We start from the raw sequence: 21,729 nt of genomic DNA on the forward strand, positions 1-21,729 counted from the left end.
GGAGAGGCGACCAAGCTGACCAACGGGCAGGCGGGGGAGGACCGTCCGCGCTTCTCGCCCGACGGCAAGCGGCTGGCGTACGTCTCGGCGGCGGATGGCAGCTCGCAGGTGTGGACGGTCGGCTTCGATGCGGCCACCGGCAAGCTGGCCGGCGATGCCAAGCGGATCACCAGCATCTCCACCGAGGCCGAGGGCGAGCTTTGGTCGCCGGACGGCAGCAGCCTCCTGTTCGTCTCGCAGGTCTATCCCGACTGCAAGGATGATGCGTGCAACAAGGCGCGTGACGAAGAAAAGTCGAAGTCGAAGGTCAAGGCCTCCATCTTCACCCGACTGTTCTACCGGCACTGGAGCACCTACTACGTGGGCAAGCGGTCGCACCTGTTCATCGTCCCGGCGGAGGGCGGAGAGGCGCGCGACTTGACGCCCGGCGACCACGACGTGCCGCCGTTCTCCCTGGGCGGGCAGGACATGTACGCCTTCTCGCCGGACGGCAAGGAGGTCGCTTACACCAGCAACATCGACGAGGTGGAGGCGACCAGCACCAACAACGAGATCTTCATCATGCCCGCGGCCGGAGGCACGCCGAAGAAGATCAGCGTCTCGAAGGGCAGCGATTCGACACCGCTGTATTCGCCCGACGGGAAGTACATCGCGTGGCGGATGCAGGTGAGGCCGGGATACGAAAGCGACAAGTTCCGGCTGGTGGTGTACGAGCGGGCGACGGGGAAGATCACGAACCTGACGGAGCGGTTCGACCGTTGGGTGGATTCGATCGCCTGGTCGCCGGATTCCAAGGTCCTCTACTTCACCGCCGAGCACAAGGCGCACTCCCTGATCTACGGGGTGAAGACGTCGCCCGACCGCGGCGGGGTCTATCGCATCCATGCGCTGGTCGGAGGCACGAACGGCGACCCGGCGGTGACGCCGGACGGGAAGAAGCTGGTGTTCGCGCGCGTGTCGGTCAGCGCGCCCAATGAGATCTACGCGAGCGATGCGGCGTTCAAAGGCTGTCCAGCGCAAAGCGGCGACGTGGACAAGGGCAAGGAGCGTTGCACGCTGCACGAAGCCACGCCGATCACTCATATGAATGACGCGGTGCTGGCGCAGGTCCAGATGCAGCCGCTGGAGCCGTTCTGGTTCACCGGCTCGCAGCAGGCGAAGGTGCAGGGGTTCCTTGTGAAGCCGCCGGATTTCGATCCGAAGAAGAAGTATCCGGTGAAGTTCCTGATCCACGGGGGACCGCAGGGAGCGTGGGGCGACCAGTGGTCGTATCGCTGGAACGCGGAGCTGTTCGCGGCCGGCGGCTATGTGGTGATCATGATCAACCCGCGGGGCTCGACCGGGTACGGGCAGAAGTTCATCGACGACATCAACGGCGACTGGGGCGGACGGGCGTATCTCGACCTGATGATGGGGCTGGACTACGCCGAGCGGAAGTATCCGTTCATCGACAAGACGCGGGAATGCGCGCTGGGCGCCAGCTACGGCGGGTACATGGTGAACTGGCTGGAAGGACACACCACGCGCTTCAAGTGCCTGGTATCGCACGACGGGATGTTCAACGCGGAATCGGCCTACGGTGCGACCGAAGAGCTGTGGTTCAACGAATGGGAGTTCCGGGGCACGCCGTGGACCAACCGGGCGATGTATCAGAAATGGTCGCCGCACATGTACGCCGCCTCGTTCAAGACGCCCATCCTGGTGGTGCACGGGCAGAAAGATTACCGGCTGGACGTCAGCGAAGGGTTCCAGATGTTCACTACGGTGCAGCGGCTGAAGATCCCGTCGAAGATGCTGTATTTCCCCGATGAGGGACATTGGGTGCTGAAGCCGCAGAACTCGCAGCTCTGGTACAAGACCGTCAATGGTTGGGTCGACCAATGGACGAGAGTGCAGAGCGCAGAGTCCAAAGGGCAGAGATAGCGCATAGTACATAGCACATAGCGCATAGGGCTTCGACTCCGCTCAGGATGACAGGGGTGGAGGGCCGGGGTGGTCCTCCAGATGGCCAGCGGCGGAGAGATACGCGCCGGCCAGCAGCAGCAGGCCGGAGAGGAAGGCCCACATGATCAAGGTCACGGAGACGGAGAAGGGTCCGTACACCTCGGGGAAGTTCAGCCAGGGCAGGAGCAGGATGTAAAGGTACTTGGCCGTCTCCCACAGCAGGCCGACGTAGACGGCGGCGGAGAGGGCGGCGCCGGCCGGCACCTTGCCGTTGGGCAGCAGCCAATAGATCAGGAAGAAGATGGCGATGGTGGCGATCAAGGCGAACACCTTGGCGAAGATCAGGGTGACGGCGTCCGGGGTGAAGGCATAACGCCCCGCCAGCAACTGGATGAGCCCCCGATTTCCCGCGGTCAGGGCCACCGAGAGCAGAGCGAGCACGCCCGACGCCATCGCCAGTCCCAGCGAGACCAGCAGGTTCTTCCAGTAGGGCCGGTTCCTGGGGAATCCCCACACCTGGTTCAGCGCGACCTCCAGCGGCAGGAACACTCCGGTGGAGGTGATGAGCAGGATGAAGAGCGAGATCCAGGCGGCGCGGTTGTGGGAATACGCGATGGCCTTGATGTTGCGAATGACGAAATCCTGGCTGGTGGGCAGGTAATCGCGCAGAAGCTGCTCCACCACCTGGCGCATGGTGGCCGAGCGGAAGGCTTTGCGGATCAGCACCAGCAGCAGCACCATGAAGGGGAAAAAGGAGAGGACGGCGTTGGCGGCGACGGAGAAGGCGTAGGTGTGGACTTCGGTGCGGAACAGGTAGCGGGCCAGGGGCATGGTGCGGCGTCCCATGACCCGCACGATGGAACTCTTGTGGGCCTTCGGCGGAGGCGGAGCCGGGGGCGCTGAGGGTTCGCTGGCCATTGACCAGAATCGTAACATCCGGGACGTGAAGGCCGTGGTTACCCTTGCTACTTGCCAAGAAGCTAAGTTCCTGAATATGATGCCAGCGTTCCCGCGAGGGAGCCACCTGGCCAGGAACATGGCCGGCGGATTTGGGTTGGTGTTTTTGTACGCAGTCGAACTTCCAGCGAAAGATCGGGTCGCCGGGGCGGTTGTTGAAAAGCCCGCACGGCGGCCTTTTCCATTCCCGGGAGCTCGAGGGGTCCAAAGCAGCAACCTCTTCCCGAGCCGGCGCTCGTAAGACGCAGGTAAGGGTTCAATCACGAAGCTGAGGCGAAAGGAGTATTGTTCTGTGAGAGAGAAGGGAACAGTAAAGTGGTTCAACGGCGCCAAGGGCTACGGGTTCATCCAGCGCTCCACGGGGGAAGACGTGTTCGTGCACTTTTCCGCCATCCAGGAGCAGGGATACCGCACGCTGAACGAAGGTGAGACCGTGGAGTTCGACCTGCTCAAAGGCCCCAAGGGCTATCAGGCGGCCAATGTGACCCGCGGATAGTCCGCCCAATCCGCAAGGAAACCCTTCCCGGAGGAAGGGTTCTTTTATTGCGCGGAAGATCCTTTCTGCTGCGCCAGATAACCGTTGATGCGCTGGTCCCACCAGGCGCTCGCCTGGGGATCGGGCTTTCCCAGGCGCTGCACGTGGGCGTCGGCGTCGGCACTCAACGCGGTCCGGTCGTAACGGACCGCCACCCGCGTCTGCTCCCCGGCGGGTGTGAGCCTGATGGTGATGACCGTGACCATGGCATCGGGAATCACATACACGTATTGCACCCGTCCGTTCTTGAGATCGAATTCGGTGTTCACCCAGAGCGAGCTGAGGTGATCGTGGGAAACCGCGAACACCATGCCTTCGGTGTCGGCTGCGGGCGCCGGATGGATGAACTCCGGCTCCCAGTCGGGGGACCAGGCGCGCTCCTTGTCGGCTCCAAACAGGGGCGCCACGTGTTCCAGCGGGCCGTTGGCGGTGAAGGAGAGCTCCTTCACGCTGTGGGCACGGCCGGCCGGCGACCCCTGAGAGCCGTGCAAGGCATGGGCGGCGGCGCGCAGATGCGTGGAGACGCCCGGAAACATGACCAGCACTGCGCCACCGCAAACCACGCCGAAGAGGAACAGCAGGAGCCTCTTCATTACGCCTTCTCCTTGAGCCGGTGGCTGTCGCTGGCCCGCAGCGTGAGGCCGTAGATCTTCTTCAAGTCGCTGATCTGGGCAAGGGACTCCTTCCCGAAGGGCGCCTTTCCCTCGAAAGCGTGGAGCACGATGCCCTCCAGCAGGTCTCCCAGCGTCAGGTCCTTTAGTTCGGCAAATGCCTTGAGGACCTTCAGTAGGCGTTTCTCGATGCGGACCCCAGTCTGGACCCGTTCGACCTCAATCATGGTACATATGTACCATGGTAACTAACGAAAAGCAAGCACCCGTGCGTGCGAGTGGCTACTGGACTTCCAGCGAGACCAGGTCGCCGTCGGCCTTGCCGCCGGGCTTGTAGTTGATGAGCACCTTGCGGTCCTTCCAGGAGCAGGAGAACGCGTCGGCGCCGATGAGGATGAGCTTCCTGGTGTCGGCGGTGAGCATGCGCAGGGTCTTGCCGGCGGAGGTGACGGTGAGGGTGGCGGCGGGCGGGGTGGCGCAGTCCACGGCCACCACCTGGCCGTGCAGGTACTTGACCGGGCGGGTATCGGGAGCGGTCGCGGCCGGCTTCTCCGGCTCGCGCTCGACCTCCTCCTGGCTGCGATGCCACTGGGGAGCGTCGTAAGTCTCGGGGACCTTGTGGCGGTCGGCGGTGGCGGCTTCGGTGACCGACCGTTCGGCGCGGGCCAACCCCTGCTGCGCCGGGCGCGAGATGTTCTCGTCGGGGCTGTTGCTCAGTCTTTCGAAGACCGGCCTGGCCTCCGCGGCCTGGCCGGCCAGCTGGTAGGCGCGCCCCAGGTTCAGGGCGTACATCTCGTTGCGCGGATTCAGCTCGGCGGCCTTCTTGCAGTTGGCCACGGCGCTGGCGTAGTCGCCCTCAGCCATGTTGGCGAAGCCCAGGACGCTGTAGGCGTCGGCGAAGCTGGGATCGAGGGCGATGGCCTTATGCAGGTCGGCTTTCATCTCGGCGATGCTCCCGTCCTGTGACCTGCCGGTGCTCATGGAACGGCGGGCCATGACCAGCGCCGAGAAGTAATAGACCCGAGGATCGGTCGTGGAGAGCCGGGCCGCCTGATGAAAGTGGTCGAGGGCCCTCTCGAAGTCGCCCTCAACAAGGTAGGCGTAGCCCAGGCCGCGGTGCGCGCCGGAGGAGTTGGGCCTCTCGGCCAGGATCTGTTCGTACTCCTTGGCGGCTTCGGCGCGGTGGTCGGGGGAATGGAAGCGCACATCGGCCAAGGTCACGCGCAGGTCCACGGGATCGAGAGGGGTGACGGCGAAGCTGTTCGGGTCGAGCTTCTCGGCGACGTGCCCGCGGAGAGCCTTCCCCCGTCCCAGTCTCAGGTAGTCGGCAAGCTCGTCGTCGAGTTGCCTGGCGCTCTTTCCGAAGGCGCGCTGGATGGCCTGCTCAATCGGCAGGCGCTCTTCATTCACCAGCTGAAAGTACTGGAGCGCCTCCTTGATGCGATTGCCATCGAAAAGCAGGTGCACCAGCAGCCAGGACTGGGAATAGAAGAGATGCCGCGGGTCCCCGCTCTTGGAGTAGGTCTCGGACTGGTGGGGGACGGTGAAGAGCGTGCTGACCGGCATCAGGCGCGAGCGCTGCAACAGCTCCCAGGCGCCCTTGGGCGGGTCGCCGATGCGGTAGGAGTCGCCGTCGATCTGCATGGCGGCGAAATACTGCGCGAAGCCTTCGTCGAACCACGGCGCCATGCGGGGAAAGGTGCCGTTCAGCAGCTGGTGGGCATACTCGTGGAACACCGCTTCCCATTTGTTGACCGCGTCCATGTCGAGCAGGATGTAGCTGCGGTCCTCACCCGACTGGAAGAACCCGCTGAGTTCCACGGGCTTGCCCTGGAAGACGGGCACGAAGGGGCGCATCTCCTTGCCGTTGCGGAAGGCGACGATCTGCAGCGGCACGGGCAGGTTGATCTTGCTGCGGCGGAAGACCTGGCCGAAAACGGTGCGCATCTGCTCGAAGCGCAGAGCGATGTCGCGTCCTTGCTTGGGGCCGGCGTCGGTGACGACGCTGAAATGCGGCGACTTGACCTCGACCCAGGGCTCGGCCGCGGCTGCCGGGATGGACCAGGCAAAGAAGAGCAATGCTGACAGGATGAACTTCGGCATGGCGGCCCTCCGAGGAGAGCTATCGCACGAGCCATCTTACAACGGGCGGGTGGAACGAGACCGACCCCCGGGACTTACTCGGCGGGAGGCAATGTCTTCTCGGCCCGGCGGATGAGGTCGAGCTGGGACGGCTTAAGGGTGAGGAACTCGAAGCCGTGGTGGAAGCCGTGTCGGTAACGCACCACGGCCCGCATGCGCAGCGGCTCCTGGGCGCCGGGGAGCGTGAAATCGAGGGTGACGGTATCGCCTACCGGGAGCTCGCCGGCGAGCACGGCGCCGAGTCCGCCTTCGCCCAGATGGCGGCAGCGGCCGCTGAAGCTCTCCTCAGCGTCGAGTTCGCGGATGATGTGCACCCGGATGTCGAGCTTGTAGCGGTTGAAGCGCCGGTGGCGTCTCCAGTCCGTGTGGGTCGTCGCGCTGTCGGTCACCGTGGCCTTGCCCAGATTGGAGAGGATGAATACCCCCACAGTGTACCGTCTCTTCGAGGCGGCGGAGCGCCCAGCGGGCGTGACCGGCAAGGTTCGGGTCAGGATCGTTCACCAGCGGTTGCAGAACGGGAACAAATCTCACCTGGCCGCTATTGCCCATGGCGACCACGGCGTTGCGGCGCAGGCCGGCACGCTGGGCGCGCTTGATGGGCGAGCCGCGGAAGCGCCGCCAAAACTCCTCTTCATTCATCTGCGCCAGCCACTCGAGGGCGGGATTCACCAGGTCAGGCTGCGGCTGGAATTCCGCCAGGGTGGTGACCGGCGCCCTGCGGTTCCAGGGGCAGACCTCCTGGCAGATGTCGCAGCCGAAGACGTGGCGCCCCATACCTTCGCGGAGTTCTGCGGGGATCTCGCCGCGCTTCTCGATGGTGAGATACGAGATGCAGCGGGTGGCATCGAGTTCGTAAGGACCGAGGAAGGCGCCGGTGGGACAGGCATCGAGGCAGCGGGTGCAGGAGCCGCAGCGGTCCGCCGCCGGCAGGTCGGGTTCGAGCTCCAGCGAGGTCAGGACCACGCCCAGGAAGAGCCAGGACCCGAGCTGCTGGTGGATGATGCAGGTGTTCTTGCCGATCCAGCCCACGCCCGCGTACTTGGCAAAGACGCGCTCGACCAGGGGACCGGTGTCCACGTAGCAGCGGGTCTGGAGAGACGCCCTGACGGGCGTCTCTACCGTAACAAGTTCCTGCAGCCGACTCTCGACTTGGCGCAGGCGCGAGAGGACGACGTCGTGGTAGTCGGCGGGCCTGTCGGCGCCGCCCCAGGCGTAGCGCGAGATCCAGCCGCGGCCATCTCCGGCCGGCGCCGACGACTGCGGCGCGGCGGTGTTGTAGTTCAGCGCGCAGACGATGACCGAGCGCGCCCACGGGGCCACGTGCTGGAGCGCGGCGCGCTTCAGGCGTCCCTGGGTGTCGCGGGATTCCAGGTAGCGCATCTCGCCCGCACGGCCGCTTTCGATCCATCCCGGAAAGTAATCGAGCTCGCGGCTGGCCGACACGGGCGCGATGCCGCAGAGCTCGAAACCGGCCTGGCGGGCGGCGCGCTTGATCTGCTCGGCGATGTCGGGAGAGAGAGGCACGGGCCTATTGTCCCATGATGAGGGGTGGCGATAGGGGCCCTTCGACTCAGGATGACAGGGGCGAAAACCAGGGGAGAGATGGAAGGCGAGTGCCGGCTAGATGCCCAGTTTCTTGACTTCCTCGTTGTAGTACTTGCGGTAGAGGATGTCCCACTCCTGGGTGCCTTCCAGGATGGTGCGGCGCTGGTTGTCGATCTTCTGGCGGGCGGCCTGGTCGATGCGCATCTCTTCTTTCAGCAGCTCTTCCAGGATGCGGCGCAGCTCCAGGCGGATGGTGTTGCGGTCCTCGATGAACTCCACCTTCTCCATCTGCACCAGGGCCTCGGTGGCGACCTTGGCCAGGACGTTCATCTTGTCGCGGCTGATGCGGATGCCGGTGTTCTCGATCCTGGGAGTCTCGATCCTCACAACACCGCCCGGTACTTGCGCACCAGCTCGTTCTTCACCTTCTTGAACATCTCCTGGTAGCTGGCGCCGGTCTTGCGCATCTCCTCCTGGTACTCCTCGAGGATCTTGCGCACGTCGTCGTTGATACGGTCCTCCAGCGAAAGCTCGTCGAGCAGGGCGGCATGGAGCTTGTCCGTGACCGCCTGCTTGTCGGCGGTCTCGATGAACTCGCCGGCGATGAGCTTGTCGGTGATCTGCCGGGCCAGGTAGCCCACGTATTCCTTGGAGAAGATCATCTGGTACGGTGAGAATGCGCTCTCGAACTGAAAATTCTAGCACACCAAAGCAGGGGGCAGGCCGCAGGAAGCAGGGTGCAGGGGTTCACGTCCTGCCACCGGCGTCCTGCCACCTGCTTCCTTCTTCCGCGGCCGCGTGTTACGCTCAGGCCTCAAAAGCCGCGCACGGAGGATGCATGGAAGCTCTGGGACTGGTAGAGACCAAGGGCCTGGTGGGCTCGATCGAGGCCGCCGACGCCATGGTGAAAGCTGCCAACGTCACCCTGGTGCACAAGGAATACATCGGAGCGGGATACGTCACGGTGATGTGCCGGGGCGACGTGGCTTCGGTGAAAGCCGCCACCGATGCCGGGGCCGCCGCCGCCCGGCGGGTCGGGGAGCTGGTCAGCGTGCACGTGATCCCGCGGCCGCACGGCGACCTGGATGCGGCCATGCCCATGCTCACGGGGAAAGCGGGACCTGCAAAAAAAGGTTCGCTCGGCTGACCAACAAGAATCGGGTAAGTGTGTAATTTGGTAATCGGGTGATTGAAACACCTGCAATTACCCAATTACCCGATTTCCCAATTACCCAATCCGCCATGACTTCCTCTTCTCATCCCGCTGCTGACAAGGACGCGCGCTCGATGGCCGAGGCGCGGGAGCTGGTGGACCGCGCCTACGCCGCCTACCAGCAGTTCCAGCACTTCAGCCAGGAGCAGGTGGACCGCATCATCGGCGCCATGGCCGCGGCCGCCACCGCCAACGCCGAGAAGCTCGCCAGGATGGCGGTGGAGGAGACCACCTACGGCGTGGTCGCCGACAAAGTCCAGAAGAACCTCTTCTCCTCCCAGCGGGTGTACGAGGCGGTCCAGAAGATGAAGACGGTGGGGATCGTGCGCGAAGACCGCGAGCAGGGGGTGATCGAGGTGGCGGCGCCGGTGGGCGTGGTGGCGGCCATCCTGCCCTCCACCAATCCCACCTCGACCGCCATCTACAAGATCCTGATCGCGCTGAAGGGCCGTAACGCCATCGTGCTCAGCCCGCACCCTACGGCCTTCAAGTGCACCTGCGAGACCACCAACATCATGCGCGACGCGGCCATCGCCGCGGGCGCGCCGCCCGACGTCATCTGCTGCTTCACCACCCCGACGCTGGCCGGCACCCAGGAGCTGATGAAGCACAAGCGCACCGCCGTGATCCTCTCCACCGGCGGCATGAGCATCGTGCGCGCCGCCTACAGCTCGGGCAAGCCGGCGTATGGCGTCGGCCCGGGCAACGTGCCCGCGTTCATCGACCGCAGCGCCGACCTGCCCAAGGCGGTCGCCGACGTGGTCTTCGGCAAGACCTTCGACAACGGCACCATCTGCTCGTCGGAGCAGGCCATCGTGGCGGAAGAGACGCTGCGCGAAGCGGTCACCGCCGAACTGAAGAAGAACGGCGCGTACTTCCTCAAGCGCGACGAGATCGACCGCCTGGGCAAGCAGATGGTCAACCTCGAGGCCCACACCATCAATCCCAAGTTCGTGGGCAAGTCGGCGCGCAAGGTGGCGGAGCTGGCCGGCATGCAGGTCCCGGAAGGGACGCGGGTGCTGATCGCGGAGCTGAATGGCGTGGGGCGCGAGTACCCGCTGTCGGCGGAGAAACTGTCGCCGGTGTTGGCGCTGTACTTCGCGCGCGACCGGGCCGCGGCCTTCGAGCTGTGCTATTCGCTGCTGCGCTTCGGCGGGTTGGGGCACACCTGCGCCATCCACGCCCGGGACGAGGAGGTCATCCGGCAGTACGGGCTGCGCATGCCGGCCGGGCGGATCGTGGTGAATTCGCCGGCGCCGCAAGGTTCCATCGGGGCCTCCACCAACCTGTTCCCGGCGATGACCCTGGGCTGCGGCGCGCCCGGCGGCAACATCACCTCCGACAACATCTCGCCCATGCACCTGATCAACCTGCGGCGCGTGGCGTATGAGGCGAGGCCGGTGACCCCGGCCGCGGTGATGGAAACACGCGGTGCGGCCGCGGTTGGTCAGTTGCACGAATCACGTGGCGCGGCCGCCCCCGGCCGCGAGACGCCGGGCGGGGACGCCACGCCTACGCAAGCATCAGCCGAGTGCGCCTGCAAGCACGAACCGGCCCTCGCCGCGCCCACCCAAGTGGAGATGGAAGATCTGGGTGCGCCGGAGCGCATCGCCGTAGCCCGCGCCATCGAGCGCTTTCTGGCGCGCAAGGTGGCGGAGAAGCCGGCAGCGGCAGCCCCGGCGCCTGTTGCCGCACCCCCGAGGCCTGAGGCGCCCGCCCTCAAGCCGCGCCCGGTGGAGTTCGTCAGCGAGGCCGAGGTGAGGGCGGCGGTGAAGCGCAAGGAGAAGATCCTGGTCGGGCGCAAGACCATCATCACTCCTGCCGCCCGCGATCTGGCTGCCCAGCACGACGTTTTCGTCAAAGCTGATTAGGCGTCTGCTCATGTTGGCGTCATCCTGAGGGGCTTCAGCCCCGAAGGATCTCGCGTGCGGCCTAAATGACCTGGTGCTGCGCGCGAGCTGCTTCAGCCCTGAAGGGCCTCAGCATGACGCCGTCATGAAAATTAGCGCTGCAACCGAGCTAAGTGATAGCCTCATCGCGTACAGGTCATGCAAGACGATCTCACAAGCCTGAAAGACGACATGACGGCCTTCATCGTGGGCCACGGCCTGCGCCGCTTCTACGGCTACGTCAGCGAGGACGTCCCCAGCGTCATGTGGGACTCCAGCGACAATCCCGACGCCTGGAAGGACCTGGTGGAGCTGGCCAAGGCCTCGGGTTCGCCCTTCGTCACCATGAGCGACGTCATCCTGGAGAAGGAAGACCTCGACATCCTGGTCGAGCGGCTGAATTCGGCCGCTTATCCCGATGACGAAGACATGGAAGAGGCGCGCTGGCTCAAGAGCTTCGTGGGCAAGACCGGTTTCATCCAGGTGGGCCTGCCCTACCAGGGGCTGATGTTCCTGTTCGAGATCTCGACCGACTGGTACGACCGCTACCAGCGCCTGGTGGACTTGGCGGAAGAGATCGGGGGCTTCGTCATCGACGAGCCCGACACCGACGAAGAGGACTAGCGGTGCGCTGGAACCTGCGCGCAGCCGACCCTGCCATCATCCTGGAGCTTGTTGCCGGCGGCATTCCGCCGCTGATCGCGCGCCTTTTGGCGCAGCGCGGGCTGCGCGATGCCGACCAGGCGCGGCGATTCCTCTCCCCGCAACTCGCGCACCTGCACTCACCCTACCTGATGCGCGGGATGCGCGCCGCCGTGGAGCGCATCCGCCGCGCCCTCGCCGCCAAGGAGACCATCCTGGTCTATGGCGATTACGACGTGGACGGCACCACCGCCATCGTCATCCTGAAGACTGCCATCGAGCGGCTGGGCGGAGTCTGCGACTTTCACGTCCCCCACCGGCTGCGCGACGGCTACGGCATGAAGGACGACGTCATCGAGCGCGCCGCGGCCGCCGGAGTGGGGCTGATCGTTAGCGTGGACACCGGCATCCGCGCCTTTGCCGCCGCCCAGACCGCGCGCCGCTGTGGGGTGGACCTGATCGTCACCGACCATCACCTGCCCGAGAGCGAGGGTGTGCCCGAGGCCCTGGCGGTGCTGAATCCCAACCAGCCCGGCTGCGAGTATCCCTGCAAGGAGCTGTGCGGGGCGGGCGTCGCCTTCAAGGTCGTGCAGGCGTTGCTGGAGGGAACCCCCGACGAGCGGCTGCTGCCCTCGTTCCTGAAGATGGTGGCCATCGCTACCGTGGCCGACGCCGTGCCCCTCACCGGCGAGAACCGCGTCATCGCGAAGTTGGGGCTCGACGGCCTGCGCGACCCGCGTAACGCGGGACTGAAGGCGCTGATCGAAGTGGCGGCGCTCGACGTCTCCAAGCGGGTGCGTGCCGGCGACGTCGCCTTCCGCCTGGCGCCGCGCATCAACGCCGCCGGGAGGATGGACGTGGCCCGCGACGTGATCGAGCTCTTCTGCTGCAACGACAGCGGGCGGACGCGCGAGATCGCGCTCAAGCTCAACCAACTCAATGCCGACCGCCAGCAGGAGGAGAAGCGCATCATCCAGGAGGCCTGCGAGCGCATCGAGGGCGACGCCGCCTTGCGCGAGGCCTACTGCATGGTCGTGGACGGCCCCGGCTGGCACCGCGGGGTGGTGGGCATCGCCGCCACCCGCCTCGTCGAGCGTTACCACCGTCCGACGCTGGTGGTCTCCATCGAAGGCGATGAGGCGCAGGGCTCCGGCCGGTCGATCTCCAGCTTTCACCTGCTGGAGGCGCTGGAATCGTGCCGCCAGGTGTTCACCCGGTTCGGCGGGCATGCCCATGCGGTGGGTTTTGCGCTGCCGGCAGCGCGCGTCCCCGAGCTGCGGGCTGCGCTCGACGCCTTTGCCCGCACGCGGCTGACCGTGGCCGACTTCGAGCCGGGGCTCGAACTCGAAGGCGAACTTTCCCTTGACGACATCACGCCCGAGCTGTACCAGTCGTTGCGCGCGCTGGAGCCTTACGGAGTGGAGAACCCGGAGCCGGTCTTCTGCGCCCGCGGCCTGCGCCTGGTGCAGCCTCCACGCCTGCTCAAAGAGCAGCACGTGAAGCTGCGCTTGATGGTGGACAACGGCAAGCCGGGAAGGGCCGTTGACGCCCTGGGTTGGCGCATGGCCGAGCGCCTGCAACAGGACAACCTGCTGGTCGGCGATTGCGTGGACCTGGCCTTCACGCTGGACATGAACGAACATCCTGACTTCGGCGGGCTGCAGCTGGTGATCGAAGATCTGCAAAGGGCCGGCGTCGCGGCAGCCCTGTCGTAACGTCTGGTTTTCAGGCTTACTTGAGGGTCGGTTGACTTCTTGTCATCCCGAGGGAGTCCCGTGGGGACGACCGAGGGACCTTGCGTCATGTTGGCAGTGACGATGCGGTCCAGCGGAGGGACGCGCAGTCCCGACGCCTGAAGTACCTCAGCGGCTAAAGCCCTTACATTGTGGCTCCTTTATGCAGTGCTGAAGCGCTGCTCCACCCGCCGAACCTGCGTACTCGCGTCCCTCCCTGTAAGATACTTTTGTGCCTCTCGACGTCCAGCGTCTGCGCAAATGGCTCGGCACCGGCATCATCGCCATGGTTGCGCTGGTCGGCGTCTTCATCCTCTACGGGCGCTACCGCATCCATCAGGCCGTCCACGAATTCCCCAAGAAGATGGGAGTGGACGTCAAGCAGAGCACCCAGGGCTTCACCCTGTCCAAGTCCGAGGGCGGGCGCACGCTGTTCAGCATCAGCGCGAAGCAGGCGGTGCAGTACGAGCAGGGAGGCCGCGCCGAACTGCACGACGTGAACATCCTGGTTTACGGGCGCGAGTCCAACCGCTTCGACCAGATCTACGGCGCCGACTTCTCCTACAACCCGCAATCGGGCGATATCCGCGCCCAGGGCGAGGTGCACATCGACCTGCAAGCGGACGCGGGCGGCCCGGTGCGTCCCGACCAGGCCCCGCCCGCCGAGCTGAAGAACCCCATCCATCTGAAGACCCGCGGCGTGGTCTTCAATCAGAAGACGGGGTTTGCCGCCACCACCGAGCTCATCGAGTTCCGCGTACCCCAGGCCTCTGGCGCCGCCAAGGGCGCCACTTACGATTCCAAGAGCAACGTGCTGACCTTGCAGTCGGCGATCCGCCTGAAGACCGCAGGGCCGGAGAGCGCCGACATCACCGCCCAGCACGGGATCATCACCAAGGACCCGCGGCGCGCGGTGCTGGAGGTGGTGCACGTGGAGCGGCAGCGCGGCTCCCTGGATGCCGACCGGCTCACCATCTCTCTGCGGCCGGACAACAGCGTGGAACGCATGGCCGCCCATGGCGATGTCCGCGTGCGCGACGGCCGCTCCGGCAGCCTCCAGGCGCCGGTCGCCGAGGCATTGCTCTCCGGCAATGTGCTGCGCAGCGGGGCACTCTCCGGCGGTGTGGTCTTCGACCAGGGTGGGCCCTCGCCGGCGCACGGCCGGGCGGGACGGATCGCACTCGAGTTCGGCCCGCACAACCAGCTCACCAGGGCCCGGGTCCTGGACGACGTCCGCATCGCCGAGCAGCAGAAGCGCGCGGGGCGCTCGCCGCAGGTGGTGGAGATCGCCGCGCCTGCCATCACCAGCATGCTGGCCGGCGGCAGGCTGGACAAGGCGCAGACCGCAGGCGCATCGCAGATCACCATCCGGCCGCTGGCCCCGCCGGCGGGTCGGCCGACCGATGCCGACGCCACCACCGTCATCACTGCCGGGCAGTTCGACATGGTCTTCGACAACAACCGGATGAAGCAGCTCCACGGGGCGCCCGACGCCCGCATCGTGTCGTCCGTTCCCGGGCAGGCGGACAAGATCAGCACCAGCCGCGACCTGACCGTGGCCTTCGACCCGGCGGGCGGCATCTCCAGCCTGCTGCAGGTCGGCGACGTGCATTACACCGACGGTCCGCGCACCGCCACCGGACAGCGGGCCCGCTATTCGCCGTCCGACGGGACACTGGTGCTGACCGGCGCTCCCCGGGTCAGCGAGGGCGGACTCATCACCACCGCGCAGACCATCCGCTTCGACCGCAACTCCGGCGACGCCACCGCCGAAGGCGAGGTCAAGACCACCTACAACGAGTCGCGGCAACCCGGCTCGGCCGGGCCCCTGTTCACCTCTTCCGATCCCATCCACGTCACCGCCACCAGCATGGCGGCGCGCCGCTCGAGCGCGACCGCGCGCTACAGCGGCGGCGCCCGACTGTGGCAGGGCGCCAACATCGTGCAGGCGCCGGTCATCACCTTCGACCGCGAGCACCACGACGTCACCGCCCAGGGCTCGGTGGGCAAGCCGGTATCCACCGTCTTCGTCGAGGCTGACAGCAGCGGCAAGGTCACCCCAGTCAACGTGACTGGCACGCAGCTCCACTACACCGATGCGCTGCGCCAGGCCCGGTTCGAGGGCGGGGTAGTGCTGAAGGCGGCCGACCTGACCGTCCAGGCCGACCACGCCGACGTTTTCCTGCTGCCCCGGGGACAGAAGGGGGCTGGTTCGGCTTCACAGGTCGAGCGGCTGGTGGCCCAGGGACACGTCGAAATCACCCAACCCGACCGGACCGCCCGGGGCGACACCCTGACCTACCTTCCCGCAGAGGGAAAATTCGTCCTCACCGGCGGTCCCCCTAGCATTTTTGATGCCGAACACGGCGCCATTTCGGGCGATTCGTTGACCTTCTACAACCGCAATGCTAGAGTGGTCGTAGGAAGTTCAGGATCGTCCCGCACGGTCACCCAGACGCGCGTTGGCCACTGATGCAGACCCTGGCGACTGATGAGATTGGTAAGAGTTATCGTGGTCGGAGGGTTGTGAATGGCGTCAGCCTCCATATCACACAAGGCGAGGTTGTAGGTCTCCTGGGCCCCAACGGGGCCGGCAAGACCACCACATTCTACATGATTGTAGGGCTGGCCCCACCCGATACGGGGCGGGTGCTGGCCGACGGGCAGGACATCACGAGCGTCCCTATGTACTTGAGGGCAAGGAACTTCGGCATCAGCTACCTGCCCCAGGAACCATCGGTCTTTCGCAAATTATCGGTCGAAGAGAACATCCTGGCGGTGCTGGAGGCGCAGCCCCTCTCCTGGCATGAGCGTCGGGAACGCATGGAAAAACTCATCGACCAGCTCGGCCTGGGGCATATCCGACGCAACCGGGGATACGCCCTCTCCGGGGGCGAGCGGCGGCGGGTGGAGATTGCCCGTTCCCTCTGCATCCAGCCGGCGTTCATCCTGCTGGACGAGCCGTTCTCGGGCATCGACCCCATCGCCGTGCTCGACCTGCAGAAGATCATTTTCGATCTCAAGGCGAGCGGCATCGGGGTGCTGATCACCGACCATAACGTGCGCGAGACGCTGTCGGTGACCGACCGGGCATACATCATCAACGAGGGCCGCATCTTCCGGGCCGGAACTCCCGAGCAGCTGGGCAGCGACCCGGAGGTCAAGCGCGTGTACTTGGGCGAGAGTTTCAGCCTGGTGTGAGTATCGGAGACGCCCTGACGGGCGTCTCTACTGGAAAAACAAGGGTTTTGAGCGCCGGAGTACCCGGCATGGTAACGGTTACGAAGGTCAGTGGCGGCGGGGGCTTCCCGCTGGATTGCGGCCCGGAACTGTAGTAGCTTTCGCGGTAGCCCAATGGTCCTGCTGCAGCACAAGCTGAACGTCAAGCTCTCCCAGAAGCAGATCCTCACTCCGGGGCTCGTGCAGATGGTCAGCGTCCTGGCTCTGAACAAGCTGGAGCTCAAGGACATGATCAACGCCGAGATGGTGGAAAACCCGGTGCTGGATGAGCTGGACACCGAGGTTCCGCTGCTGGACGAGGTCGCCGGCAAGGAGGTCGAGAAGGACCGCCTGCTCAGCGCCGAGGCGCCCGAGGCCCCGGAAGCCGAGAAGAAGGACCCCTTCGACGAGATCGACTTCGGCTCCTATTTCCAGGACTACCTCGACCCCGGCTATCGCAGCCCGGCCTCGGAAGTCATCGAGAAGCCTTCCTTCGAGAATTTCCTCTCCACCCCGACCACGCTGACCGACCACCTGATGTGGCAGCTCAGTTCCATGAACCTGAAGCCCGCAGTGCGGGAGGCGGCGGAGCTGATCATCGGCAACCTGAACGAGGATGGATACCTGCTGGCCAGCGAGGAGGAATTGCTGGGAGCGCCAGCGGAAAACGGCGCCGCACCCGCGCCCGAGCACCCTTCAGGCGACGAGGCCAACGCCATCCTGGCCGCCGAGTTGGGCCTGGACCGCGCCAAGGAAGAGACCGCGCAAGTGGCGCCGATGCCGGGGATCGCCACCGAGGTCGAAGAGAGCAGCGTGGCCACCAAGCTCGACGAAGAGGAAGACGACATCGCCAAGCCGCGTGGGGCGCAGGTGGTCTCCATAGAGAATGGACGGCAGTTCCATGTCGCGCCCGACGCGCCCGGCAGCATCCATTTCTCCAAGCCGACTTTCAATGTGCAGGAGCTGCGCGAGGCCACGGAGCTGGTGAAACAGATGGACCCGGTGGGGGTGGGCTCGCGCGACATGCGCGAGTGCCTGCTGGCGCAGCTCCACTACCAGCAGCATCTGCGCAAGCAGCAGGGGCTGAACGGCGACCTGGAGCGCACCATCGGCGACGCCACCGCCATCGTGCGCGACCACCTGCGGGCACTGCAGCTCAAGCAGTACAAGGAGATCGGCAAGGCCATTGACCGCCCGCTGGAGGCGGTGATGCACGCCCTGGACTACATCAAGACCCTCGATCCGCGCCCCGGCCTGCGCTACAACAAGGTGGACGCGCGGCTGATCGAGCCCGACGTCTTCTTCGTCAAGCAGGGCGACGACTATGTGGTGCTGATGAACGAGGACGACCTGCCGCAGCTCCGCCTGAACCCGACCTACAAGAAGCTGCTCAGCCGGGAGCACGCGGAAAAAGAGGTGCGCACCTACGTCAAGGAGCGCTACAAGTCGGCCATCCAGCTCATCAAGAACATCGAGCAGCGCAAGCAGACCATCTTGAAGGTGTGCTACGCCATCATCGGGCGGCAGCACGATTTCCTCGACAAGGGCATCGACCAGCTCAAGCCGATGATGATCAAGGAGGTAGCGGAGGAGATCGGGGTGCATCCCTCGACCGTCAGCCGGGCCGTGGCCAACAAGTACGCGCACACCCCGCAGGGCGTCTTCGAGCTGCGCTACTTCTTCTCCGAGAGCGTGCAGGGGCCGGAGGGCGGCGGGACGTCGCTGCTCATCCTCAAGCGCCGGGTGAAGAAGCTGATCGAGGACGAGGACCCGACACGGCCGCTCACCGACGAGCAGATCACCCGCATCCTGCAGTCGCAGGGCATCCAGGTGACGCGGCGCACGGTGGCGAAATACCGGGAGGACATGAAGATCCCGAGCACGCATCAGAGGAGGGTGAAGAATTAGTTTCACGTTTCACGTTCCGCGTTTCGCGAAGGACCGGCGTGAAACGTGAAACCTGGAAACTTCGAAACCTGGGAAGGAGGCGGAAGAACCGGGCGGGCCGACGCGAAAGCCCGCCGGGAGAAAGGCGAAAAGCAGTCAGCCGCCTGTAGGACCGGGCGACTCCGCAGTGACCAACCCCTAGGTTCCGTGCCTGGTGGATGGAGGCCGGACAGGGTTCAGGAGGAGTCAATGAACGTCGAGTACACCGGCAGGCAGTACGAAGTCACTCCCACCTTACGGAAGCAGATCGAGCAAGGCCTCTCCAAGATCGAAAGAATCCTCAGCACACACTTTGACACCCACGTGATCCTGGCCTGCGAGAAGCACCGTCACATCGCCGAGATCACGGTGACGGTGCGCAACCACAACATCGTGGGGATCTCCGAAGCGACCGACATGACGGCGGCGGTGGGCGAGGCGCTGGACCGCATCGAGCGGCAGGCGGTGAAGTACAAGACCCGCTGGCGGTCGAAGAAGCGCAACGCCCGCAAGCGCTGGAACGGGGAAGCGTCCGCGGTGGAGCAGCAATTGGCGGTGGGCGCCAATCTGACCACGGCGGTGCCGGTGGTGGTGCACGCCTTTCCCGCCATCGTGCGCACGGCGGAGGCGCACGTCAGCCGGCCGCAGGACGCGGTGGCGCTGCGCCCGCTCACCCTGGAGGAAGCGATCAAAGAGGCCGAGTTCCGCGATCGCGACGTCTTCGTCTTTCGCGACAACAAGGGCCGGGTCAAGGTGCTGCACCGCACCAAGGACGGGAAGATGGAGCTGATTGAAGCGCCATAGGCGGTGGACAATCCGAGTCGAAGCGAAGGGGCGCGACCACGGCCGCGCCCCTTATATTTCATCCCACCCTAGCCAACATCGGGCTAGGGTGGGGTACCCGGCTGAGCGGGAACCTCAATTGAGCGGCAGGCGCATCTTCTTCAAGAAGGCGGCGTAGCGCGGGTCGCGCTCCAAGCTTTTCAGCAGCAGGTTGCCCTTCGTCCAGACAAGGCCGCCGTCACGCTCCTGGTAGGCCAACTCCAGCCAAGTGAATGCCTGGTCGGTTTCCCCGCGGAAGGCATACACCTCTGCAATCTGGAAGGCCGAATTCGTCCGATATTTCCCCCTCAGCTCCGCCAAGGCCGCGTCGGATTCCTTCTTCCGTCCCAGGGCATGGTAGGCGAGCGCCAGCCCGTAAACCCGCCATATGGGGTCTACTTGAATCTTCTCCATCTCGGCCAGCGCCTGGTCGGCTTTCCCCTGTATTAGCAGGACCCTGCCCTTCCACCAGCGGGCCTCAGCATGCGGGTTCAGCTCCAGGGCCTTGTTGAATGCAGCGAGGGCTTCATCGTGACGGCCGGCGAAGAAGCAAGCAACCCCAAGATTGACGTACCCGCCCGTGGACAGCGGGTCGAGTTCTATGGCCCGGCGGTCCAGTGCCTGGGCTTCCTCGTAGCGTCCCAGAATGCGAGCCAGCCTCCCAGCTCCGAGCATCGCCTTGGCGTTTCCCGGTTCCAGTTCGAGGGCATGCTGGTAAGAAGCATCGGCGCCGACCCAGTCCCAGTCGTGCCATGTCTTGATCTCCCCCAGGAAGGCGTGGGCGTCTGCCATGTTCGGATCCAGCGCCAGCGCTCGTTCCACCGCTTCCCGTGCGGTCCGGAAGTCTTCCGCCGGGGGCGCGTTCGCTGCGCCTGCCTTGAACACGTAGGCCCTTCCCAACCAGGCCCAGGCCGGAGCGTAGCCGGGATCGAGCTTGGCCGCCTGTTCGAAAAAGCCGACCGCCTTCTCCGCTCTCTCCACGTCCTCCATGCCTTTCCGCTGCAGGAAGTACCGGCCCTGCAGGTAGGCATTGAACGCTTCGGGGTTTGTGCCCCGAGCTGAGGTTGTGCCTGCTTTCTCCCCCTTCAGTACCACCTTCAAGGACGCGGCTACAGAACGTGCAATCTCGTCTTGCACCGCAAAGATATCAGTGACTTCCCGGTCATAGGTCTCCGACCACAGGTGGAAGCCGTCCGATGCATTGATGAGCTGCACCGTGATGCGCACCCGCTTCCCTTCCTTGCGCAAGCTGCCTTCGAGGATGGTGGCCACGTTGAGCTTTTCTGCGACCACGCGCAGGTCTTCGTTCTTTCCCTTGAACTGGAAGGAGGAGGTCCTGGCCGTCACGCGCAGCCCCGGGATTCTTGCCAAGCTATTGAGCAGCTCCTCGGCCAGACCGTCGGCGAAGTACTCCTGGTTTTTCTCCGCGCTCATGTCCACAAACGGCAGCACGGCAATCGAAGGCGCTACCGGCGCGGGCTCCGGGGCTTTGCGGCGGAGTCCAAACCAGAGGCCTGCCACCGCAGCTAGAGTAATCACCACGCCCGCCCCGGCTACGGGCCTGCGCCACCAGCGTCTTGCTGGTCCTGCCGCCGCTGCCGCGAGCTGTGCCGGAACCAATCCCGATTCGGTGTCCCGCTTCAGGCGCTGCAGGTCGCTGCGCATTTCCGCGGCGCTCTGGTAGCGCAGATTCCGGTCTTTCTCCAGCGCCTTGCCGATGATGTTCTCCAGGGCCACTGGCAGGTCCGGGTTGAGCCGCACCGGCGAGGCCGGCGCCTTGTGCAGGATGGCGTCGAAGACGGCAGTCTCCGTATCGCCGCGGAAGGGCAACGTGCCCGTCGCCATCTCGTACAGCACCACGCCGAAGGAGAACAGGTCACTGCGGGCGTCCGCCTCCTTGCCCAGCACTTGCTCGGGTGACATGTAAGCCGTCGTACCCAGGACGCTGCCCGGAGTGGTCAGGTGCCCCGTGCTCGCGGCGGTGGTGTCCGTCGGCGCCAGTTGCGGCGGGGCGATCTTGGCCAGGCCGAAGTCCAGCACCTTGGCCTGGCCGCGCGGGGTGACGAAGATATTGGCCGGCTTGAGGTCGCGATGGATGATTCCGCTGGCGTGGGCGGCGTCCAGGGCGTCGGCGATCTGGATGGCCAGCGCCAGCAGCGTTCCTTCTTCCAGCGCCTTGCCCTCGATGCGGCCCTTAAGGGTCGCGCCCTCCATGCACTCCATGGCGATGAAGTGCTCGCCCTGGTCTTCCCCGATGTCGTAGATGGTGGAGATGTTGGGATGGTTCAGGGCGGAGGCTGCGCGCGCCTCGCGCTCGAAGCGCACCAAGGCATCGCGGTCGCGAGAGAGTTCTTCCGGGAGGAACTTCAAGGCTACGGGGCGGTTGAGACGGGTGTCCTCGGCTTTATAGACCACACCCATGCCGCCGCCACCCAGCTTGGCGACGATCCGGTAATGCGAAATGGTCTGCCCAATCACATGAAGAAGAAAGACGGTGGGTCATGCTATGTCGCTTCGGAATGGCGGTCAATGGGAAGCCAAAGCCTGGGGG

At 65.2% G+C, this 21,729-nt stretch carries 19 protein-coding genes; 10 read left to right on the forward strand and 9 right to left on the reverse strand.

Translation table 11 applies throughout. The features are described 5' to 3' along the window. A partial coding sequence (locus VMS96_01175) for a S9 family peptidase (GenBank protein ID HVP42009.1) occupies nucleotides 1–1,923 on the forward strand: 1,923 nt, incomplete at its 5' end. 42 nt (nucleotides 1,924–1,965) lie between these two features. Here the strand turns inward: VMS96_01175 and VMS96_01180 are convergent. Next, nucleotides 1,966–2,862 (reverse strand): YihY/virulence factor BrkB family protein, encoded by an 897-nt coding sequence (locus VMS96_01180; protein ID HVP42010.1) that lies wholly within the window; start codon nucleotides 2,860–2,862, stop codon nucleotides 1,966–1,968. A gap of 331 nt (nucleotides 2,863–3,193) precedes the next feature. Here VMS96_01180 and VMS96_01185 point away from each other — a divergent pair, with 331 nt between their 5' ends. Further along, complete coding sequence (locus VMS96_01185; GenBank protein HVP42011.1) at nucleotides 3,194–3,397, forward strand: cold-shock protein; 204 nt, start codon at nucleotides 3,194–3,196, stop codon at nucleotides 3,395–3,397. 44 nt (nucleotides 3,398–3,441) lie between these two features. Here the strand turns inward: VMS96_01185 and VMS96_01190 are convergent, their stop codons facing one another. From VMS96_01190 to VMS96_01220, 7 genes are all read right to left on the reverse strand, one after another. Continuing rightward, nucleotides 3,442–4,029, reverse strand: a complete 588-nt coding sequence (locus VMS96_01190; GenBank protein HVP42012.1) for a hypothetical protein — start codon at nucleotides 4,027–4,029, stop codon at nucleotides 3,442–3,444. Next, entirely contained in the window at nucleotides 4,029–4,274 is a 246-nt protein-coding gene (locus VMS96_01195; GenBank protein ID HVP42013.1) for a hypothetical protein, read from the reverse strand. Before VMS96_01195 ends, VMS96_01190 begins: the two co-directional genes overlap by 1 nt. 55 nt (nucleotides 4,275–4,329) lie before the next feature. Further along, nucleotides 4,330–6,150 (reverse strand): tetratricopeptide repeat protein, encoded by a 1,821-nt coding sequence (locus VMS96_01200; GenBank protein HVP42014.1) that lies wholly within the window; start codon nucleotides 6,148–6,150, stop codon nucleotides 4,330–4,332. Nucleotides 6,151–6,224: 74 nt separating this feature from the next. Beyond that, nucleotides 6,225–6,503, reverse strand: a complete 279-nt coding sequence (locus tag VMS96_01205; GenBank protein ID HVP42015.1) for a PilZ domain-containing protein — start codon at nucleotides 6,501–6,503, stop codon at nucleotides 6,225–6,227. Continuing rightward, nucleotides 6,475–7,713 carry a tRNA epoxyqueuosine(34) reductase QueG gene (gene queG / locus VMS96_01210; GenBank protein ID HVP42016.1) on the reverse strand — a complete coding sequence of 413 codons (1,239 nt, stop codon included), beginning with the start codon at nucleotides 7,711–7,713 and terminating at the stop codon, nucleotides 6,475–6,477. The genes VMS96_01205 and queG overlap by 29 nt, the downstream gene beginning before the upstream one ends. Nucleotides 7,714–7,809: 96 nt before the next feature. Next, complete coding sequence (locus VMS96_01215) at nucleotides 7,810–8,121, reverse strand: DUF507 family protein (GenBank protein ID HVP42017.1); 312 nt, start codon at nucleotides 8,119–8,121, stop codon at nucleotides 7,810–7,812. Beyond that, on the reverse strand, nucleotides 8,118–8,396 hold the full coding sequence (locus VMS96_01220) for a DUF507 family protein (GenBank protein ID HVP42018.1): 279 nt from the start codon (nucleotides 8,394–8,396) through the stop codon (nucleotides 8,118–8,120). Before VMS96_01220 ends, VMS96_01215 begins: the two co-directional genes overlap by 4 nt. Nucleotides 8,397–8,572: 176 nt before the next feature. Here VMS96_01220 and VMS96_01225 point away from each other — a divergent pair, with 176 nt between their 5' ends. From VMS96_01225 to raiA, 8 genes are all read left to right on the forward strand, one after another. Beyond that, nucleotides 8,573–8,881: a BMC domain-containing protein gene (locus tag VMS96_01225; protein ID HVP42019.1), complete on the forward strand. Its 309-nt coding sequence runs from the start codon at nucleotides 8,573–8,575 to the stop codon at nucleotides 8,879–8,881. Nucleotides 8,882–8,976: 95 nt separating this feature from the next. Then, on the forward strand, nucleotides 8,977–10,818 hold the full coding sequence (locus VMS96_01230) for an aldehyde dehydrogenase family protein (protein HVP42020.1): 1,842 nt from the start codon (nucleotides 8,977–8,979) through the stop codon (nucleotides 10,816–10,818). Between the two features lie 177 nt (nucleotides 10,819–10,995). After that, complete coding sequence (locus VMS96_01235; GenBank protein ID HVP42021.1) at nucleotides 10,996–11,460, forward strand: hypothetical protein; 465 nt, start codon at nucleotides 10,996–10,998, stop codon at nucleotides 11,458–11,460. A 2-nt stretch (nucleotides 11,461–11,462) separates the two neighbouring features. Continuing rightward, a complete protein-coding gene (gene recJ / locus VMS96_01240; GenBank protein ID HVP42022.1) occupies nucleotides 11,463–13,193 on the forward strand; it encodes a single-stranded-DNA-specific exonuclease RecJ in 1,731 nt (576 codons plus the stop codon). Nucleotides 13,194–13,443: 250 nt separating this feature from the next. Then, a complete protein-coding gene (locus tag VMS96_01245) occupies nucleotides 13,444–15,684 on the forward strand; it encodes an LptA/OstA family protein (GenBank protein HVP42023.1) in 2,241 nt (746 codons plus the stop codon). Further along, nucleotides 15,684–16,412: an LPS export ABC transporter ATP-binding protein gene (gene lptB, locus VMS96_01250; GenBank protein ID HVP42024.1), complete on the forward strand. Its 729-nt coding sequence runs from the start codon at nucleotides 15,684–15,686 to the stop codon at nucleotides 16,410–16,412. Before VMS96_01245 ends, lptB begins: the two co-directional genes overlap by 1 nt. Before the next feature lie 153 nt (nucleotides 16,413–16,565). Continuing rightward, complete coding sequence (gene rpoN, locus VMS96_01255) at nucleotides 16,566–18,338, forward strand: RNA polymerase factor sigma-54 (GenBank protein HVP42025.1); 1,773 nt, start codon at nucleotides 16,566–16,568, stop codon at nucleotides 18,336–18,338. 228 nt (nucleotides 18,339–18,566) lie between these two features. Further along, complete coding sequence (raiA, locus tag VMS96_01260; protein ID HVP42026.1) at nucleotides 18,567–19,160, forward strand: ribosome-associated translation inhibitor RaiA; 594 nt, start codon at nucleotides 18,567–18,569, stop codon at nucleotides 19,158–19,160. Nucleotides 19,161–19,274: 114 nt separating this feature from the next. Here raiA and VMS96_01265 read toward each other — a convergent pair whose 3' ends face one another. Continuing rightward, a complete protein-coding gene (locus VMS96_01265; protein ID HVP42027.1) occupies nucleotides 19,275–21,656 on the reverse strand; it encodes a protein kinase in 2,382 nt (793 codons plus the stop codon). Nucleotides 21,657–21,729: the final 73 nt, after the last annotated feature.

It is taken from the genome of Terriglobales bacterium (assembly GCA_035543055.1).
Lineage (GTDB): Bacteria > Acidobacteriota > Terriglobia > Terriglobales > Acidobacteriaceae > JAIQFD01.

Excerpts from the sequence above, each read along its gene's own strand:
- VMS96_01200 (HVP42014.1), bottom strand. The coding sequence starts at position 6,150 with ATGCCGAAGTTCATCCTGTCAGCATTGCTCTTCTTTGCCTGGTCCATC.
- VMS96_01180 (HVP42010.1), bottom strand. The coding sequence starts at position 2,862 with ATGGCCAGCGAACCCTCAGCGCCCCCGGCTCCGCCTCCGCCGAAGGCC.
- VMS96_01225 (HVP42019.1), top strand. The coding sequence starts at position 8,573 with ATGGAAGCTCTGGGACTGGTAGAGACCAAGGGCCTGGTGGGCTCGATC.
- lptB (HVP42024.1), top strand. The coding sequence starts at position 15,684 with ATGCAGACCCTGGCGACTGATGAGATTGGTAAGAGTTATCGTGGTCGG.
- VMS96_01195 (HVP42013.1), bottom strand. The coding sequence starts at position 4,274 with ATGATTGAGGTCGAACGGGTCCAGACTGGGGTCCGCATCGAGAAACGC.
- VMS96_01230 (HVP42020.1), top strand. The coding sequence starts at position 8,977 with ATGACTTCCTCTTCTCATCCCGCTGCTGACAAGGACGCGCGCTCGATG.
- VMS96_01220 (HVP42018.1), bottom strand. The coding sequence starts at position 8,396 with ATGATCTTCTCCAAGGAATACGTGGGCTACCTGGCCCGGCAGATCACC.
- VMS96_01235 (HVP42021.1), top strand. The coding sequence starts at position 10,996 with ATGCAAGACGATCTCACAAGCCTGAAAGACGACATGACGGCCTTCATC.
- raiA (HVP42026.1), top strand. The coding sequence starts at position 18,567 with ATGAACGTCGAGTACACCGGCAGGCAGTACGAAGTCACTCCCACCTTA.
- rpoN (HVP42025.1), top strand. The coding sequence starts at position 16,566 with ATGGTCCTGCTGCAGCACAAGCTGAACGTCAAGCTCTCCCAGAAGCAG.
- VMS96_01190 (HVP42012.1), bottom strand. The coding sequence starts at position 4,029 with ATGAAGAGGCTCCTGCTGTTCCTCTTCGGCGTGGTTTGCGGTGGCGCA.